Consider the following 17,917-nt stretch of genomic DNA (forward strand, 5'->3'; position numbering starts at 1 on the left):
ATGGCCCGTTACGCCAGCCCGGGTTCCGCCGATGCCGTGATGAGCTATCTGCCGCGTTACGACCACTGGATCGGCGGCGAGTTCGTGGCGCCCGCATCGGGCCGGTACTTCGAGAATCCGACGCCGGTCAACGGAGCGCCGTTCACGGAAATCGCCCGCGGCACCGCCGAGGACGTCGAGCGGGCACTGGACGCCGCGCACGCGGCCGCGCCCGGCTGGGCCCGTACCGCGGCCGCCGACCGCGCCGCCGTCCTCCTCCGGATCGCCGACCGGATGGAGGCGAACCTCGAAGCCCTCGCGGTCGCCGAGAGCTGGGAGAACGGCAAGCCGGTACGCGAGTCCCTGGCGGCCGACATCCCCCTCGCGGTCGACCACTTCCGCTACTTCGCGGGGGCGCTCCGGGCCCAGGAGGGCTCGCTGTCGGAGATCGACGAGGACACCGTCGCCTACCACTTCCACGAGCCGCTCGGCGTGGTCGCCCAGATCATCCCGTGGAACTTCCCGATCCTGATGGCCGCCTGGAAGCTCGCCCCGGCGCTGGCGGCCGGCAACGCGGTCGTCCTGAAACCGGCCGAACAGACCCCCGCCTCCCTGCACTTCTGGATGAGCCTGGTCGCGGACCTGCTGCCGCCCGGCGTGGTCAACATCGTCAACGGCTTCGGCGTCGAGGCCGGCAAGCCGCTGGCGTCCAGCCCCCGGGTCGCCAAGATCGCCTTCACCGGTGAGACCACGACCGGCCGGCTGATCATGCAGTACGCCTCCGAGAACCTGCGCCCGGTGACGCTCGAACTGGGCGGCAAGAGCCCCAACCTCTTCTTCGACGACGTCTCCGCCGCCGACGACGACTTCCTCGACAAGGCGCTGGAGGGCTTCACCATGTTCGCCCTCAACCAGGGCGAGGTGTGCACCTGCCCGTCCCGCGCCCTGATCCAGCGCGGCCACTACGACGACTTCCTGGCGGCCGGCGTGGCCCGTACGGAGAAGATCGTCCAGGGCCACCCGCTGGACACCGACACCATGATCGGCGCCCAGGCGTCCAACGACCAGCTCGAAAAGATCCTCTCCTACCTGGACATCGGTCAGAAGGAGGGCGCCCGCATCCTGACCGGTGGCACCCGCGCCGAACTCGGCGGCGAACTGGAGGGCGGCTACTACGTCCGCCCCACCGTCTTCGAGGGCAACAACGACATGCGGGTCTTCCAGGAGGAGATCTTCGGCCCGGTGGTCGCGGTGGCCCCCTTCGCCGACTTCGACGACGCCATCGGCATCGCCAACGACACCCTCTACGGCCTCGGCGCCGGCGTCTGGACCCGCGACGGCTCCACCGCCTACCGCGCCGGCCGCGCCATCCAGGCCGGCCGCGTCTGGACCAACTGCTACCACGCCTACCCGGCCCACGCCGCCTTCGGTGGCTACAAACAGTCCGGCATCGGCCGCGAAACCCACAAGATGATGCTGGACCACTACCAGCAGACGAAGAACTTGCTGGTGTCGTACTCGCCGAAGAAGCTGGGGTTCTTCTAAACGCATGACGACGGGCGCCTGGCGTGGGCTTTCGCCCGTCAGGCGCCCCTCGCCCGGCCCCTTCGGAGCCGGGCCCGGTCTACGGCGTAACCCCGGTTTCTCCCGCCGCCCTACCGCTCCTGACACTCAAGAACGACCGGCGTAACGGCCCACGGCGCCGGCGCAAGGAGTCGCATCAGACGACGAGCCGGGCAGTACGCCGGTCATGCGTCACGCCGATCGACCGTTCGCCGCCTGACGGTCCACGTTCGCCGACTTCGCGGCGCCGGCAGCAAGATACGGCATGCACACTCCAGCTTTTGCTTCCTGACGCCTGCCGTCATCTCCCGATGAGGCGACCGCTACAGCAGACAGGGCACTGGCGACCACCACGGTCGCGGCTGTGACACCGAGAGCCCATGCGGTACGGGACACGTGCTTTCCCTTCTTTTCCCGAAACAGCAGGGCAGCACCAACTGCCTACGGAATCGACTTTCGACGCCGATTCCCTGCCTCCGGGAGGGACTATTACTCATGCCGGCGATCAACGCAAATCGCTTGACGGCAACGCGGACGCGGCAACTGGAGCCCCCAAAGAGCATGCACAACGCAGCAATTGGCATATGCTTTTGGCAAATGCGGAGTGCGAAACCCGCCAATGCATCCCGTTCGGCCTGAGATGGCAATTTGCATTGAGGCGGATAAGGGACTTATTGATCCTTTTGGGCGCCTTGGCCCCCGGGCCCCGGACCTGCATCCGTGGGCAGTCCCCTCATCTGCCGAAGGCGTACCAGCGCCCGGCGCGTACGGGACTCTTCCGCACGTGCCCCGATGCGCCGACTGATGCCGAGGCTGGCCTCTAGATGCACCGCTGCCTGCTGAAACCGTCCGGTGTCCTGTTCAGCGCAGCCCAGGTCATGGAGGACCACGGCCTCCTCGCCGGCGGCTTGGATGCGCCGTACGGACGAGAGCGCAGCGACATGATGGGGCAGTGCCTCCTCGCTGCGGCCGATCGCCCGGAGGGCTCTGCCCATACCGTTGCGCGCGATAACCTCTCCCCGGACGTCCGCAATGCTGCGCAGCGCCGGCAAAGCCTTCTCATACAGCAGGAGCGCTTCCTCAGCCTTCCCGGAGGCGGTGAGTACGCTGGCTAAATTCATTTCGAGAGTCGCATGGTCGCCCCTGCTCCCGATGCGCTTCGAAATCTCCATGGCTTCGCGATAAGCCTGCTCAGCCTCAACCAGGTTCCCCCTCTTCTGCTGGAGCTCTGCCACATTGTTCAGCGTCCGATACCGGCCCACTTGATCGCCGACACGTGAAAAGCCGGAGAGCGCCCGCAGAAAGCATTCCAGCGAGTCGTCGTTCTGATCCAGATGGAGATACGTGATGCCGAGGAGGTTGTAACTTCGCGCAACCTGCAGAGCATCCCCGGTACGCAATCTGAGGCTCAGGGAGTGTTTCTGCAGTTCCAGAGCCGTCGCATACCGGCCGGTGTGCCACAGCGGGATCGTCAGCTGGTGTATGGACTCGCTCTCCAACTCCGAGTCCGCCAACGTACGCGCTATCCGCAAGGCCTCACTCGCCGTTGTACGGGCCTCTTCATAGTGACCGCCATGGGCACACACCGTACTGAGATCGAGAAGAGCGCGCGCCCGCGCGGAGTCGTCGCCCACGGTCTGCCAGTGTGTGACGGCACTGCGCAGCAGGGGCCCGCCCGTTGCGAGGTATCCCTCCACGTCAAGGAAGCCGGCGAGCACGTGGACCATCAGGGCCAGGGACCCGACCGAGGCGCGAGCTCGGGTGTACTCCAGGGCGGCCAGCAGGTTCCCGCCTTCGGTGACGAACCACTGGTGGGCCTCGTCGGAATCCCTGAGTACCGGGAGGCCTCGGACATCGTGATCAGCCACCCCGGTGTCCGCCAGGTTCAGCGCCAGGCGCGAACGGAACGGGTAGGCCAGGCGGTCGGCCTTGTCCGCCACGCGGAGGTAGTGCACCACCAATCGCCGGAGTGCGTGCCGCGCTTCGGAGGCCGAGTCGCTGCCGATGTCGTTCGGCAGTCCCTCGTCGGCCAGCGTGCGGGCGAATTCCCGAAGGAGGTCATGCATGCGGAAGCGATGCGGGGACGGCTCGATGACGAGGTGGCGGGCGTTGAGCTCCTCCAGCGTACGTTCGGCCACTTCCACGGAGACGCCGGCCAGCGCCGCTGCGGCCGGTGGCCCGAACTCGGTCCCGAAGTGCCATCCGACACGGCGGAACACCAGTCTTTGCAGCGGTGCCAGGGCTCGGTACGACAGCGCGAAGATGTGCATCAGCCATCGTTCGCCGTCATGGATCTCCGCGAGGTGCCCACCCCCACTTCCCTTCAGCTGCCTCAGCAGGTCGGCATTGGTCCAGGACGGGCGGGACAGCAGCCGACTGGCCACCAGCTCGATGGCCAGCGGTACGTAGCTGCACAGCCGGGCTATCTCGGCGGAGTCGGCGCGGCTCGCCAACTGGTGCGGGCCGAGGCGGTGCTCGAACAGGGCTGTCGCCTCGTCGTGCGGCAAACCCTCCAAGGGCATCGGCCGCACGCCAGGCAAGCCGGTGATCCGTTGACGGCTGGTGACGATGACCACCGCAGACGGAGAGGCGGGGAGGAGGGGCTTGATCTGCTCAGCCCCTACCGCATCGTCCAGAATCACCAGCATCCGGCGGTCTTGCGTGGTGGTCCGCCACAGTGACGCCAGCTCATCGACGTTGTGCGGCAGGTTGTGCGGGGCCGTGGCCAGAAGGCGCAACAAGATGGTGAGCGCCCCGGCCGTGTCCAGCGGTGCCTGGTCGGAGGCATGCGCGCGGAGATCGACATACAGTCGGCCGTCGGGAAAGCGGTCGCTCAACTGGTGAGCCACATGCACTGCCAGGGAGGTCTTGCCCATACCACCCATACCGCTGATCGCCTCGACCGTGACGACCGGCCGCGCACAGTCAGCCGCCTCGCAGAGAGCCGCGGTGAGCCGACGGACTTCTTCATGTCGGCCGACCCACGGGACATCCCTGGGGAGGTTCCCCGTGACCGACCGACGTGTCCGGGACGGCCGCGACGCCGGTGCCTCTTTCGGCAGCAGAGCCCGCGCCGGGGTCCCTGACAGGATCTCCTGATGGATACGCTGCAGTCGGGGGCTCGCGTCGGTACCCAGTTGGCGGACCATCCGATGCTGTGTGCTCTGCAGCAACTGGGCCGCATCCGCGGTGCGTCCGCTGCCGTGCAGCGCGAGTGCCAGTTGCTCGACAAGTGCTTCGTCGCCGGCCCGTTCGCCGGCCAGCCTCAACAGCCCGGGAACCGCGTCCGCGAAGCGCCCTTCCCCCAGGAGGATCTCTGCCCGTAGCCGGGCGGCCGCCAGGCACTTCTCGCCAACTTCGGTGCGCACTTGCTCAGCCCAATAGGCGCTGATTCCGGCGAGCGGCTCGCCACGCCAGAGGCTGTCAGCCTGATCCAGCAGGACCACCGCCTCGTCCACACTGCCGCTCTCCCGCACGGAACTCGCCCGCGCGACCAGGCTGAGGTAGCGCCGCAGGTCCACGCAGTCCGGATCGGCCTCCAGAACATACGCATTGGCGCGACTCGTGATCTCGGGTGCATCATCTCCGGCCGGCTGCAACGCCCTGCGGATGCGGGATACATGTGCGTAGAGCGCCTTCTTGGCCTTCGCTGGTGGATTGTCGTCCCATACCCGTGCGATCAGGGTGTCCACGCTCACAGTGCGGCTGGCATCCCAAGCGAGCGCAGCAAGCGTCAGCCGAGTCTTCGTCGATCCGAGATCATTCCGTTGACCGGCGGCCCGTACCTCGACCGTGCCGGAAAGTCGAAACTGGCACTCCACCAGCGCCCCTCCCGCCGGCTCGGTCGTCCATTCTCCGAGAATGGCATGCACCTGGCCAAGATGCCTATATAGACTTCATTGAAGGCTGAATTTGACTTAATAGCGAACGTGTTTGCTCGTAGGGTGCAGATACGAGAGAGGTGCTTTGAGACTCTGCGGACACCGACGTACCGTTTGACATATGCCCAAGGCATGCGGTCCAGGTGTGAGGGGGAGGTTGCGGACGTGCCAACTCCGGAATTGGGCGACCCCGAAGAGCTGTTGTCGGCCATGGTCACTTCCGGCGCTCAAGATTCTTTGGCCTGGAGGGAATTGGCCTCCATTGTGCGCGCCGCCGCCCAGGAGGATCGGAGCCTTGACCGGGACTGGCTCACGGCCGTGGACGGAACCCCCACCGCGGTGCGTCAACTTGCCGCGACTTTGGATGAGTTGTCCCGGCGTGACACGCAGTTGAATCGCCGGCTCGGAACATGGCTTCGGCGCCACGCCCCGCCCTCGGGCTCATCCGTGTCGGACAACAGCATCGGCGGAACTGCCCGCATCAATGGTCCAAGCATCCAGGCGCACGAGGTAAGGGGCGGTATCCACATCCATCAACCCGCTCAGTTCCGGCCTCCGGTTCCGCACCAACTTCCCCCGGTGCGGGCCGAGCTGGTGGGACGCACCGCCGACCTCGAGGCGCTGGAGCGCCTTCGTTCGGGTCATCACGGACAGGCGCAGCTCCTGGTCGTGAGCGGACTCGCCGGCGTGGGCAAGACCACCCTCGTCTCCCGGTGGCTCCAGCAGTGCGCGGAGGACTATCCCGACGGCCGGCTCTATGCCGATCTGGGTGGCCACACAGGCGACGTTGGGCTATCCGTCCAGCCGGCGGAGGCATACCCGGGCGGACACCGGTCCGGGCCCAGTTGGGCCGACCCGTCGGACATTCTGGAAGGCTTCCTCCGGGCGCTCGGCCTCTCTTCGGTGCCTACCGGGACGGCTCAGCGCGTCGCCTTGTGGCGCTCCCTGACATCCGGACTGCGCCTCGCAGTCATGCTGGACGACGCCGCCACGGCAGCTCAAGTGCGCCCGTTGCTGCTCGGCGCACCGGGCAGTCTCACCGTGGTGACCAGCCGAAGCAACCTCACCGGCCTGGTGGTCGACGGAGCGGCCCTCCACCGGTTGGGCGCCCTTACTCCGGATTCGGCCGTGGAACTGTTGTCGGCAGGGGGTGGTGGAACGCGTGTGGCACAAGCACCGATCGCCGCCCGTGAAGTGGTCTCCCTGTGCGCGTGTCTGCCGCTGGCCGTCTGCCTGGCCGCTGCCCAGCTGGCGTTCCGTCCCCACTGGTCCATCTCCTCGCTGGCCGACAGCCTTGCTCAGGGGCACGGACCACTCGACAGCCTCCGCGTCGACGGAGAGGCCGTGGTCCGCACGGCGCTGGACAGCGCCTACCACCTGCTCCCCCGGGACGCCGCAGCCCTCTACCGACGACTGGGGCTCCTGCCCGCCGACCGCTACGACCTGCACATTCTCACCGCGATCAGCGGTCTGCGCCCCGACAGGACCGAAATGGCACTGAACGCATTGATGGAGGCGAACCTGCTGGAGGAGACCGGACCCGGCAGATACCGCCTGCACAGCCTGGTACGTTCCCACGCCTGCCGCTCCGGGGAAGCCGAAGAGCCTCCGGCCGAGCGTGCGGACACCCTTCGCCGCTTCACCGACTGGTGCCTACGCACCGCCACCAGTGCGGAGAGCATCCTCACTCCCAGCCATCGCACGGCCGCCCGTCATTACGCCTGTCCGTCCGTCCGCCCCACCCCGCTCGACGGGCCGGCAGAAGCACTGACATGGTTCGACGAACACCGCACCGGCCTCATGGGCGCCGTACGGCACAGTGCTCAAGCCGGGTGGCACACCACATGCTGGCAGTTGGTGGACGCGATGTGGCCGTGGTTCCTCCGGTTACGGCCCGCCGGCGCTTGGATCGAAGCGCACCGCCTCGCCCTCACCGCCGCACGAAGAGCCGGAGACCGAGCCGGGGAAGGCCGCATGCTGACGTCGGGCGCGATCGGTCTCAGGGACGCGGGGCAGTACGGAGAAGCACTGTCGTGGTTCACCGAGGCACTCGAACTTGCCGCGGCGGACAAAGACATGCGGCAGCAAGCCCAAGCGCTCAACGGGATCGGCCACGTCAAACTCCGGGCCGGCCGGCCCGACGAGGCACAGCAGCACTTCGAGCGCGCCCTCGAACTCCGTGAATCCCTCGGCTATCGCAGAGGAGCGGCGCTTTCACGGATCCGCCTCGGCGAGACAGCACTGGCCAACGGCGATCCGGCCCGGGCCGCCGAACATCTCGCCCTGGCTCACAGCACCCTCGAGCAGGAAGGCGAACGGTATGAGGCGGCTCGGGCGCTCGCGCTCCTGGGCCACGTACAGACCTGCCACGGATCCGGGGAGGAGGGCGTCCAGCGGTTGCGTGAAGCACTGCAGATGTTCCGGCAGCCGAGCGCTCACTCCCGCCATTGGCAGGGACGCTGCCTGGAATGGCTCGGTCAGTCGGCACAGGGGCAAGGTGACGTCGTCGAAGCAAGGCAGTGCTACGAGGCGGCCCGCGATCTCTACAAGCTCCTGAGCCCCCCTGACACGCAGCGGCTCGAAGACCGGCTGCGGCAGCTTTGAGCCGCAGCCGGTCATCCGGTCATCCGGTCACCGCGGCATCAGGCCTGTCCGGTACCTCAACCGCACAGGTGCTTGTCGCCTTCCGGCTACCCACGAACGGACAACGCGCAATGCTCCCGGAGCACCTCCCATCACCAGCCACGCGTGCAGGATCGACGCGATCACGTACGTCTGAGCCGGGAAGCCGGATGGCGGCGATTCCGGGCTCGCCCAGAGCACACCGACCGCACCTCGCACGGCGAGCACACATCCCCTCCCCGCGTGGGGCACGGCCACGATGAGGCAGCCGAGATGGCCTGCGAGGAGATCAACTGCTCGCCGATGAGCCTGGCCCAGGTCCAGCGGCGTACGGACGACAAGGAGGTCCGCATGCTTGGCCCAGCGGGACCGCTCCGGCGCATCCGGGTCCGCCCACAGATGGACATCAAGTGCCTGCCGAACCGGCCGTTGAGGTTTCTCTCCGTCACCGGTGCAGGGCACGACGTCCAGCTGGGCATCGACCACGCCGTCACCCACCGCCGACCGCCACCTGAGCGAAGCGGCAGGATCGTTGGCGAAGGCGCCCGTAGCCGCGTCGGGCGGACCGCTGACGGCCAGCCGGACCGCGGACCAGGCCGCTGCCGGCAGCGGTAACGCGCAACACTCCGCCCCTACGCCCGGCGTCACCTCGCTTCCCCCAAGCTTGTGTCCTCCCACTCCTCCAGGCACGGCGGCAGCGGAACCGGCGCCACCTCCGGCGCAATGGCCGGTTCACCCAGCCGCAGCAGCCGGTAGAGGAGCGCACGCATCCGGCGGTGGAACTGCCCGGGAGCGGAGGAGAGCAAGGAGGCCACCTGCTCGTACTGTCCCGTCCTGTAGTGCTCGGCGGCGTAGTCCAGTTGCTCCCTCAAGGGGTACAAGGGGGAGACAACAGGTGCCACGGCTGCCAGGTGGGCCGCGGGTGACTGCACGGAGATTTCCCGTCGCGGTCCCGGTGTGAGGAGCAGGGGGGCCTCGGTCAGAGTGGCGTATGCCGTCAAGGAACCGTGATCCCCGATGACCCAATCCGCCGCGATGAGCGGTGCCTGCCAGTCCGCTTCCGGGGGAACGACTGCGATTCCCCGGCCACGGCATGCCGCCAGCCAACTACGGACCTGCCAACCACCATGGCCGGCCCAGACATTCGGGTGGACCAGCATCGCCACCCGGTACTCCGAGCTGGGAAGCTCACTCAGCAACTGTGGCAACAGTGCTTCGAGCCGCCCGAAATTCGACGTGGGCCCCCACGTCGAGGTCACGACCACCAGCCGCTGTCCCTTGGCCATCCCCAGCGCCCGGCGATACTGCTCCCGACGCGGTGTGCTGCCGACGATCCGGTCGTAGCAAGGGTCACCGGCCACATGAGCCACGGCGAGAGCCTCGGGGCAGGAGCGCGCGAGCGTCTCCAGGTCGCGCTCGTGTGAGTAGACCACCGCCGCCGGGACGATCCGCCCGTCCCGCATCAGATGCTGACGGCTCATCATCCCCGGAGGGCGCTCCTCTCCGGGCGCCAAGGGGCCGGGGTTACGGAGCAGTTTGATGTGCCCCGCGCCATGTGAAAGGCGCACCAGCGGCGCGCGTACCTCGTGGACACCACGGGAACCCGCGGCCAGCGCCAGGTCGAACTCCGTGCGACGGGCTTGTTCCCACGGCACGGTGCCTATGCCAAGCCCCCGGAGGTATTGGGATACCCCCTCCCCGAAGGCATGTGGTGCAGCGGTGAAAACCACCTGTACCCGGAGATCCGCCTCCAGCAGGCTGAAGACCTCGCGAAGCCGCTGTGCGTACGTCACGGTGTGAGCGATGACGAGCACCTGTTTGCAGTCTCGTACGGTCGACCACTGCCCCTGCTGGACCAGCGCCGACTCTGTGACACTTCCGGACAACCTCTTCCCCCATGATTGTCGGTTGCGAACAGTCCTTGAGGGGGATTCCCCGGGCACACCTCGATTTGCTTGCAGACGCCTTGCAGAAAGCTTGCTGCCCCGCTCACCACGGGAACGGCCTGGGCGCCAGGGTCCGCTCCGTACAGCTTCACGCGGACCAGGTTCGCGTTGATCACCACATTCGTCGCGCCCCTGATCGTCACCGACACGTACTATGCGCCGGCAGGGAACACTTCTGGTTCCGACACACGACTCCTCCCACGTCGTACGGGTCCCGGTCCGAAAACGCAATCCACCAAGCACGTCAGTCTCCGCATGCCCGGCAGCGGATCATCTGGTATCGAGGAGGTCGCCCCGTTGGCAATTCATGCGAATGATGGCTCCAGTTCTGCGATTCTGTTCCGTTCTCAGCGCACCTTCACGGTCTGGCGCTACGGGGTCGGACACTCGCAACTGCTCCTTCGCGCGGTGCCGGACAGTGGGAACACCCTCTGCCTGGACCTGCTCTTCGAAGGCGTGCGTGCCATGCAACTGGTCACTCATTACAAAACGCTGGAGCTTCACACCGCAAGCGACAGCGAATCCCAGCAGATGCTGGAGTTCTCCGAACTGTCCCCTCCTTGGCGCGAACGGTATCGCGTGGTTTCCCTGCACTCGAGAAGCGGGTCAGGGCTCGTGCTGTGCAGTCGGATCAGTGCTCTGCGCGGCGGAGAAGACCCGGTGGGACTGCCGGAAGGCCCTGAGGGCCGTGAGGTCATCTGGAGCATGCGCCTGCAGTCGTGAGCAAGTCACCCGCGGTGGGGGAATTACTGGAGACCGGATTACCTCAGGTGTGCCGGTGCTTGGTGGTGCCGAACATCTCGTCCGTCGTCCCGGAGGTCACGAGGTGCTCCCTCGGTGGCGGCAGACACGGCCCGGACCGGCTCGGCGACAGGCGGATGTACATCGTCACGTGGTCGGGGCGGCACCGGCCGCGCCCGCCCGGGCCGGCTCGTACATCGGGCCGGACAACGACCGGCCGCTCCGCCGCGTCGGGTCCTCGGTCCAGCCGGTCAGGCGGCTGCCTGTCGGTGGCGGAAGGTGCGGCGGTAGGCCTGGGGGCTGACGCCGAGGGCGGTGTGGAGGTGTTGGCGCAGGGAGGTGCCGGTGCCGAATCCGGCGCGGTGGGCGACGAGGTCGACGGGCCAGTCGGTGGTCTCCAGGAAGTGGCGGGCGAGGTCCACGCGTTGCCGGGCGAGCCACTGGCCGGGCGTGCTGCCGGCTTCGTCGCGGAAGCGGCGGCTGAAGGTGCGCACGCTCATGTTGGCGTGCGCGGCGAGGTCGGCGAGGGTGAGCGGTTCGGCCAGGTGCCGCACTCAGCGTGGTCGTGCTGACCGGTGTGACGGCCTGGCGCCGGTGGAACGAGCCCCGCACGGCGGGGAGTTCGCGGCCGCCCGCCCGGCCCGGGGTGGCGAGGGCGTCGCTGATGACGGCAGCGGTGCTGTTCGTGCCGTGGGCGCTGTGGTGGGGAACGTTGCGCCCGTGAGGAACACCGCGGCCCCGGACCGGGGCCGCGGTGGCCGACGGCCCCCCCGGTGAGCCCTCCGCGCCCGCACCCGCGCCCGTTGGCCGGGCTCACGCCGCGTGGAGCGCGACCAGCAGGGCGGATGTGCACAGGGCGAGCATGCCGGTGGCATTGAGGAAGAGGTTGCGCCCGTAATCCTTGGCGCCCAGGTGCAGGGAGATGGCGACAAGGAAGTAGACCACCAGTGCGGCGGTGGTGAGAACGGCCAACGGCAGGAACCAGATGCCGACGATCAGGCCGGCCGCCGAGGCGGTCTTCACCACGGGCAGCCACCCCCAGTACCGGCGGGGAAAGCCCACGTCGTCCAGGCAGGCCCGGACGAATCCGACGGGCCCGACACACAGTGCGGCATCGCCGAGCTGGACGGCGGCCAGGCCGGCAAAGAGCCACCACGGATTGATCACCACAGATACCTCGTCTCGTAGCGCTGGAACGGCTGTCGCACGAGGGACGGATGCGGGCCGGCGATTCGTGACATCGCCACGTCGATGAGGGCGGCGGGCCGGCAGCGCGGCGGTCGGCCGCCCTGCCAGGGCCGGTCCCACGGGCGTGATGTCGCCCTGTTCACCAACCTGTGCTTCCACGGCCGCTTCTCGTTCGGCGGTGCCACGCCGGGCTCCGCCGCGCACTGGCCGCGGGCCCACCGCGCGCGGTACGCACTGTCGTTGACCGACTGATCCGTGCGGTACACGGCCCGCAGATCGAGGGTCGTCGGCGCCTTCCGCAGCAACTGGCCCGCCCTGAGCAGCCGTTCGGCCGCCTCGGCCGCCGCGCGCTCCGCGTCCGCCCTCGCCCTGCCTCGCACCACAGCCCACCACCCTCTTGTGAACGCGATGGAGCACCACCTCATGGGGCATTTAGCGAGAGCCGGCGAAGGCCTTCATTGCACTTTGCAATGTTTGGCAGCGTCATTATCTTTGTGACGCGTCATTATCTTTGTGACCGAACGGTTTCGGACACCCCGCGCCCCACCCCCCTGAACCCCCACCCGGCATGGCCGTGGCAGGATTCCCGATCATGACGCTTGAACCATCGGACCGGCCCGTCGCCCTGGTCACGGGGTCCACCTCGGGCATCGGCGAGGCCGTCGCGCGGAGGCTGGCGGCGGACGGCATGCGGGTCGTCGTGCACTCCCGGCGCAGCGCGGAGGCAGGGGAGGCGCTGGCGGCGGAGCTCGGCGGCGCGTACGTACGGGCCGACCTGGCGGTGGAGGAAGAGGCCCGCGGGTTGGTCGAGGCCGCGCTCGCCCGGTACGGGCGGCTGGACGTGCTGGTGAACAACGCGGGCATCAGCTGGCCGATCCCGCACCACGACCTGGCGGCGGCGACCCCGGCGGACTGGCGGCAGTTGCTGGAGGTCAACCTGATCGCGCCCTGGGTGCTGTGCACGGCGGCGCTGCCGGCACTGCGCGCATCCCCGGCGGGCGGCAGCATCGTGAACATCACCAGCCACGCCGGGGTCCGCCCCAAGGGCTCCTCGGTGCCGTACGCGGCGAGCAAGGCCGCGCTGAACCACGTGACCCGGCTGCTCGCGGCCGCGCTCGCGCCCGACGTACGGGTCAACGCGGTGGCCCCGGGACTGGTCGACACGCCCATGACGAAGGACTGGGCGCACGCGCACGAAATCTGGCGGGACCGCGCGCCGATGCGCCGCCCGGCCCAACCCGCCGACGTGGCCGACCTGGTGGCGTCGGTGATCGCCAGTACCTATCTCACCGGCGAGGTCATCCTGCTCGACGGCGGGCTGAATCTCACCTGACGCGCCAGGGCCGTAGCCCCGGGCCGGGCGGGCGGCCGGCGTTCACGCGCCCGCTGGAGCGTGCCGCTCAGGCCGCCGTGAACCAGGTGCCCAGCGCCTCGTGCAGACCGTCGCCCGTGGTGCCCTGCCAGGCGACGTAGCAGTCGGGCCGGAGCAGCAGTGCGGTGTCCAGTTCCGGGACGGTCACGGTGTCGACCTGCGACGCCCAGGGGCCCGCGTCGAGGGTGCCCGTGGGGTCCAGGAGGAGCGGCCGGCCGGTGCGGGTCAGCTCGCGCAGGCCCGGCAGGTCCGGCGCCCACCGGCCGACGAGCGCTCCGGTGGCCGGCCCCATGTCGTAGCTGATGTCCGCGCCCGAGAGCAGATCCGCGAGGTGCTGCCGCGTCGCCGGCTGGGCGAGCAACTCGCCGAAGAGTTCCCGCAACGCCGTCACCTCGCTGCCCGGCCGGGTCAGCAGCGACTGGGCCTGGGTGTGCATGGCGACCCGCCGCGCGGCCGGGGACCGCTCCGCCTCGTAGGTGTCCAGCAGCCCCTTCGGCGCGTGGCCACGCACGGCCGCGGCCAGCTTCCAGCCGAGGTTCACCGCGTCCTGGAGGCCCAGGTTGAGCCCCGGGCCGCCGATCGCCGAGTGCACGTGCGCGGCGTCCCCGAGCAGGAATATCCGGCCCGCGCGGTAGCGCGAGGCGATCCGGGTGTTGCCGCCGGACAGCCGCCGCATCGCATGCGGTCCCGGCCCGTTCGGCGGGTCGAGCGGCACGTCCGCGTCGAGCACCCGGGAGACACTGGCCCGCAGCGCGTCGAGCGAGGCCTCGCCCTCGGCCGGCTGTCCCCATTCCACCGTGCTGATCAGCGGATCGCCGCCGGGGAACGGCGCCCAGGCGATCAGGCCGTGGTCGGTCCGCAGGTGCCGGAACGGCGGCACGGTGCCGAAGCCGGGCACGACCAGCCCGCCGTCGGCATCGACCCACTCCCGGGGCACGCTGACATGTCCGGTGCGCGACACCGAATCGCCCGCGGTCACGCCGGGGAAGTCGATCCCGGTGAGCTTGCGGACCACGCTGTGCCCGCCGTCGGCGCCGACCAGGAACGCCGCTTCGACCGGCTCCCGCCCGCGCAGCTCGACCACCACCGACCGCTCGCCCTGCGTCAGGCCGATGACCTCGTGGCCACGGCGGATCTCGACGCCCAGTTCGGCCGCGCGCTCCGCGAGCATCCGCTCGATCCGGCGCTGCGGCACCTGCAACGTGTGGAGCGGGCTGTCCGGCAGGCCGGTCAGGTCGAGCGGGAACGCGCCGAAGACGTAGCCGGGTACCGGCTGGGGGGTGGCAGGGGCACCGGGCGCGGTCAGCCGCGCGTACAGTCCGCGCCGGTCGAGCATCCGGACGATCTGACCGACCAGGCCGTTCGCGCGCTGCTCGGAGGTCGGTTCGGTGCGGCGTTCCAGCACGAGCGGGCGCACACCGGCCAGGGCGAGCTCGCAGGCGAGCATCAAGCCGTTGGGTCCGGCGCCCGCGATGACGACGTCGATCATGAGTGGGTCTCCGTTTCCGGGCAGGGGCCATCGGCCCGGCGACTGCCGGGCTTGTGGTCCGGGGTGGTTGCCTACGGGGTCGACAGCCCCGCCGCGACCCGGGGGAGGGCGTCCGCGAGGAGACGGCTCACCGGTACCGGCGGGTCGGTGCGGAGGTGGTGCGCGATGGCCGTGTTGATCGCGGCGACGACCGCGGACGCGACGAGGTGCGGGTACAGGTCCTGCTGCAGATCGGTACCTGTACGGTCGGCGACGGCCGCGGCGATCTCGGCCTCGGCGATGGCACCGGCCCGCAACATCTCGCCCTGCAGGGCCGGTTCGGAGACCATCATGCGCACGCCGGCCGTCCACCGGTCCGCGTCGGCGACGGGATGAGCGGCCGCCTCGGCGTCCGGCCCGAACTGGGCCAGCACCGACCGGGTGATCGCCTCCCAGAGCGGCCCCTCCGGGCCCTCACGCAGCGCCTCCGCGATGCGGAGGCCGCGGTCGAGGTGGCGGGCGACGATCGCTTCGCCCTTGCTGGAGAAGTAGTTGTTGAACGTGCGCGACGAGACGCCGGCCGCCTCGGCGATGTCCTCCACCTTGACGTTGCCGAACCCGCGCTCGACGGTCAGCCGAACCGCCGCCCAGCTGAGCGCCGCGCGCGTCTCGGCCTTCTTCTGCTCTCGCAACCCCATGACGAAGACGGTAGCAAAACTTGCGCGGCGCGCAAACATGCGCGCCACGCAAGTTTCCGTCCGTCATCCCGACCGGGGACACCGGACAGCCGACGACCGCACCCTTCCGGTCGCTCTAGTTCGTGGTCGTTCAAGTTTCGTGGTCGCTCAAGTTCCGGTCGTTCAGGCCACGCAGAACTCATTCCCTTCCGGATCGGTGAGTACGGACCACTCACCCCCGGGCTCCTTCACGTGCCGGACCAGGGTCGCGCCGCGCTCCTGCAGCCGGGCCACGGTCGCCTCCCGCCGGCCGGGCTCGGTGTGGATGTCGAGGTGAAGCCGGTTCTTCCCGCCGGCCTTCGGCTCGGGAACGCGGTTGAACAGCAGGCGTCTGCCCCGGCCGGTGCCGCTGAGCGGGTCGAAGGGGTCATCGGGGTGCCGGACGGCCGCGGCGTCCCGCCAGAACAGCCGCCCCAGGAACTCGACGCACAGACTCTCGTCGACCGACCCGGAGGCCAGCAGCCGTTCGATCAAGGCGCTGTTGTCCTCGATCTGATAGCCCAACGCGTCCGCCCAGAACACGGCTTGACGGTGCGGATCACCGGCGTCGAAGACCAGCTTCCAACCAAGTGCCACGAGACTCACCCCTCAGTAGGCAGTTGCACTGCTCAAAGCCCGATGGATCACTATCCCTCGTCCCTGCGCGTCGGCCGAGCGTGCGGGTGTCTCCGCCGATTCGGGAGGGCCGGTCCGTGTCATTGTCGTACGGTCGGTCGCAACGCCTCCGAACTCGCCGCCCGCGTAAGGTGGCCGCCGTCGCCGATGGTGTCCTGGAACGCCGGGCGACGTGCATGGCATGAATGCCCGGACCGGCCAGGGCACGGACCATCTCCCCAGACAGGACGGTTGGGCTCGCTGCGGGCGTAAGGGGGCACAGTGGCTGAGCTTCTCAGTCGGCAGGAGCGGGAAGTGGAAATCCAATTCGCTTCTTGGGCGCTGCAAGAGGCGGACGACAACCTCGTCCCCGTCCCCTACCCGGAAGACCTCACATCGGGCGGCTTCCTGTCCTTTCGCGAACGAAGAATCGACGTCGAAAGCGGCGGACACACGCACACAGCTCTGCTGACTGCCGAAGTCTGGGATGCCCGTCCCACCGAAGAGGCGGAAGATGGCTGGGAGGCCGAAGGTGAGGGCGAGATCGAGTCTCCGACCGGAGAGCTGAGCGTCCGGGAAATGATGGGGTACTCGGCGACATACATCGAGCTGGGGAGGCCTCGGACGCTCTGGAAAGCACGAATCCGCTGCTCGGGGCGCGAGGCCGTGTACCGGCTGGCACAGATCGACGTTCCCAGCGGAGTCGAGCGCTACCTGGCGCAGTTCTGGCCCAGCGGCAGGTGAGGAGTGGGCGCCTGCCGGCGGAGTCGTCTCCGGGCTCCGTTCCGGCAGGCGCGAGAGAGGCGTGCACCTCCCAGATGAGGACGTTCCTCAGTCGGTGACCTTGAGGACGATCTTTCCGCGGGTGCGCTGGGTTTCGCCGAGGCGGTGGGCGTCGGCGGCTCGTTCCAGGGGGAGGACGTCGGCGACCTCCACGGAGAGGGCCCCGTCCGAGATCAGCCGGGCGACCTGGGCGAGGGCCGCGCCGTCGGGTTCGACGAGGAACGGGGTCGTGCGCAGGCCGCGGCCCTCGGCCCGGGCGGCGAGTTCCGGCGCCACGTCCGACGGGACGACGACCAGCAGACCGCCCGGGGCCAGGACGTCGAGGGAACGGGTGCTCGTCGCGTCCACCGCGTCACCGACGAGGTCGACCACCACATCGACGTCCCGCACCGCGTCCTCGAAGCGGACGGCGGTGTAGTCGATCAGCTCGTCGGCACCCAGCTCCCGCAGCCACTGGTGCTTGCCGGCGCGGGCCGTCCCGATCACCTGGGCGCCCAGGTGCCGGGCGATCTGCACCGCGAAGTGGCCCACCCCGCCGGCCGCGGCGTGGATCAGCACCCGCTGGCCCGGCCGGACCTCCGCGGCGTCGACCAGGATCTGCCAGGCGGTGAGCGCGGCCAGCGGCACCGCCGCCGCCTCCTCGTGGCTCAGGGCGGCGGGCTTGCGGACGAACTGCCGGGCCGGCGCGGTCACGTACTCCGCGTAGGCCGAGGCGGCCCGGGGGAACCAGGGCATACCGAAGACCTCGTCGCCCACCTTGAGCGTGTGGACGCCGAAGCCGACCTCCTCCACCACGCCGGAGACGTCCCAGCCCAGGGTGAACGGCGGGTCGCCGAGGACGCCGAGCCCGCCCACGGCGCGGGTCTTCCAGTCGACCGGGTTGACCCCGGCCGCGTGCACCCGCACCAGTACCTCGGTCGGCAGCGGCACCGGTCGCGCGACCTGCGCGACGCGCAGCACCTCGGGTCCGCCGAAGGTGTCCTGGACGACGGCACGCATGGTGGCGGAGGGGGTGGTCGGGGTGGTCATGGGGTGGCTCCTGG

At 69.2% G+C, this 17,917-nt stretch carries 14 protein-coding genes and 1 pseudogene; 6 read left to right on the forward strand and 9 right to left on the reverse strand.

Annotated features, from left to right (window positions below; all coding sequences use genetic code 11):
• Window positions 1-1,524 (forward strand): aldehyde dehydrogenase, encoded by a 1,524-nt coding sequence (adh, locus tag V2J85_RS22645; protein WP_330822575.1) that lies wholly within the window; start codon window positions 1-3, stop codon window positions 1,522-1,524.
• 689 nt (window positions 1,525-2,213) lie between these two features.
• Here adh and V2J85_RS22650 read toward each other — a convergent pair.
• Window positions 2,214-5,414 (reverse strand): AfsR/SARP family transcriptional regulator, encoded by a 3,201-nt coding sequence (locus tag V2J85_RS22650; RefSeq protein WP_330822576.1) that lies wholly within the window; start codon window positions 5,412-5,414, stop codon window positions 2,214-2,216.
• Between the two features lie 174 nt (window positions 5,415-5,588).
• Here V2J85_RS22650 and V2J85_RS22655 point away from each other — a divergent pair, with 174 nt between their 5' ends.
• Window positions 5,589-8,027, forward strand: coding sequence for a tetratricopeptide repeat protein (locus V2J85_RS22655; protein ID WP_330822577.1), 2,439 nt, complete (start codon window positions 5,589-5,591; stop codon window positions 8,025-8,027).
• Window positions 8,028-8,689: 662 nt separating this feature from the next.
• Here the strand turns inward: V2J85_RS22655 and V2J85_RS22660 are convergent.
• The gene (locus V2J85_RS22660) at window positions 8,690-9,859 is read right to left on the reverse strand and encodes a hypothetical protein (RefSeq protein ID WP_261954430.1); all 1,170 of its coding nucleotides are present in this window, start codon (window positions 9,857-9,859) and stop codon (window positions 8,690-8,692) included.
• A 240-nt stretch (window positions 9,860-10,099) separates the two neighbouring features.
• Here V2J85_RS22660 and V2J85_RS22665 point away from each other — a divergent pair, with 240 nt between their 5' ends.
• Window positions 10,100-10,714: a hypothetical protein gene (locus tag V2J85_RS22665; RefSeq protein ID WP_330822578.1), complete on the forward strand. Its 615-nt coding sequence runs from the start codon at window positions 10,100-10,102 to the stop codon at window positions 10,712-10,714.
• Between the two features lie 269 nt (window positions 10,715-10,983).
• On the opposite strand, the pseudogene V2J85_RS22670 reads toward V2J85_RS22665, so the two are convergent.
• Window positions 10,984-11,286: pseudogene (locus V2J85_RS22670) on the reverse strand (helix-turn-helix domain-containing protein); the annotation flags it as partial.
• A gap of 5 nt (window positions 11,287-11,291) precedes the next feature.
• Here V2J85_RS22670 and V2J85_RS22675 point away from each other — a divergent pair.
• Window positions 11,292-11,456 carry a hypothetical protein gene (locus V2J85_RS22675; protein ID WP_261954432.1) on the forward strand — a complete coding sequence of 55 codons (165 nt, stop codon included), beginning with the start codon at window positions 11,292-11,294 and terminating at the stop codon, window positions 11,454-11,456.
• Between the two features lie 89 nt (window positions 11,457-11,545).
• Here the strand turns inward: V2J85_RS22675 and V2J85_RS22680 are convergent, their stop codons facing one another.
• Together V2J85_RS22680 and V2J85_RS22685 are read right to left on the reverse strand one after the other, a co-directional pair.
• The gene (locus V2J85_RS22680) at window positions 11,546-11,899 is read right to left on the reverse strand and encodes a DoxX family protein (RefSeq protein WP_330822579.1); all 354 of its coding nucleotides are present in this window, start codon (window positions 11,897-11,899) and stop codon (window positions 11,546-11,548) included.
• Window positions 11,896-12,303: a hypothetical protein gene (locus V2J85_RS22685; RefSeq protein WP_330822580.1), complete on the reverse strand. Its 408-nt coding sequence runs from the start codon at window positions 12,301-12,303 to the stop codon at window positions 11,896-11,898. Before V2J85_RS22685 ends, V2J85_RS22680 begins: the two co-directional genes overlap by 4 nt.
• 209 nt (window positions 12,304-12,512) lie before the next feature.
• Between V2J85_RS22685 and V2J85_RS22690 the strand changes: the two genes are divergently transcribed.
• The gene (locus tag V2J85_RS22690; protein WP_261954435.1) at window positions 12,513-13,253 is read left to right on the forward strand and encodes an SDR family NAD(P)-dependent oxidoreductase; all 741 of its coding nucleotides are present in this window, start codon (window positions 12,513-12,515) and stop codon (window positions 13,251-13,253) included.
• Window positions 13,254-13,320: 67 nt separating this feature from the next.
• Here V2J85_RS22690 and V2J85_RS22695 read toward each other — a convergent pair whose 3' ends face one another.
• The 3 genes from V2J85_RS22695 to V2J85_RS22705 all read right to left on the reverse strand — a co-directional run bounded on the left by V2J85_RS22695 (window position 13,321) and on the right by V2J85_RS22705 (window position 16,073).
• Window positions 13,321-14,781, reverse strand: a complete 1,461-nt coding sequence (locus V2J85_RS22695) for an FAD-dependent monooxygenase (protein ID WP_330822581.1) — start codon at window positions 14,779-14,781, stop codon at window positions 13,321-13,323.
• Window positions 14,782-14,852: 71 nt separating this feature from the next.
• Window positions 14,853-15,458: an acyl-CoA-like ligand-binding transcription factor gene (locus V2J85_RS22700; protein ID WP_330822582.1), complete on the reverse strand. Its 606-nt coding sequence runs from the start codon at window positions 15,456-15,458 to the stop codon at window positions 14,853-14,855.
• A gap of 162 nt (window positions 15,459-15,620) precedes the next feature.
• Complete coding sequence (locus V2J85_RS22705; protein WP_261954438.1) at window positions 15,621-16,073, reverse strand: VOC family protein; 453 nt, start codon at window positions 16,071-16,073, stop codon at window positions 15,621-15,623.
• A gap of 300 nt (window positions 16,074-16,373) precedes the next feature.
• Here V2J85_RS22705 and V2J85_RS22710 point away from each other — a divergent pair, with 300 nt between their 5' ends.
• Entirely contained in the window at window positions 16,374-16,835 is a 462-nt protein-coding gene (locus tag V2J85_RS22710; RefSeq protein WP_330822583.1) for a hypothetical protein, read from the forward strand.
• Between the two features lie 87 nt (window positions 16,836-16,922).
• On the opposite strand, the gene V2J85_RS22715 is transcribed toward V2J85_RS22710, so the two are convergent.
• Window positions 16,923-17,903: an NADP-dependent oxidoreductase gene (locus tag V2J85_RS22715; RefSeq protein WP_330822584.1), complete on the reverse strand. Its 981-nt coding sequence runs from the start codon at window positions 17,901-17,903 to the stop codon at window positions 16,923-16,925.
• Window positions 17,904-17,917 lie beyond the last annotated feature (14 nt).

The organism is Streptomyces bugieae (genome assembly GCF_036352915.1).
In the GTDB taxonomy this organism is placed as follows: Bacteria; Actinomycetota; Actinomycetes; order Streptomycetales; family Streptomycetaceae; genus Streptomyces; species Streptomyces endophytica.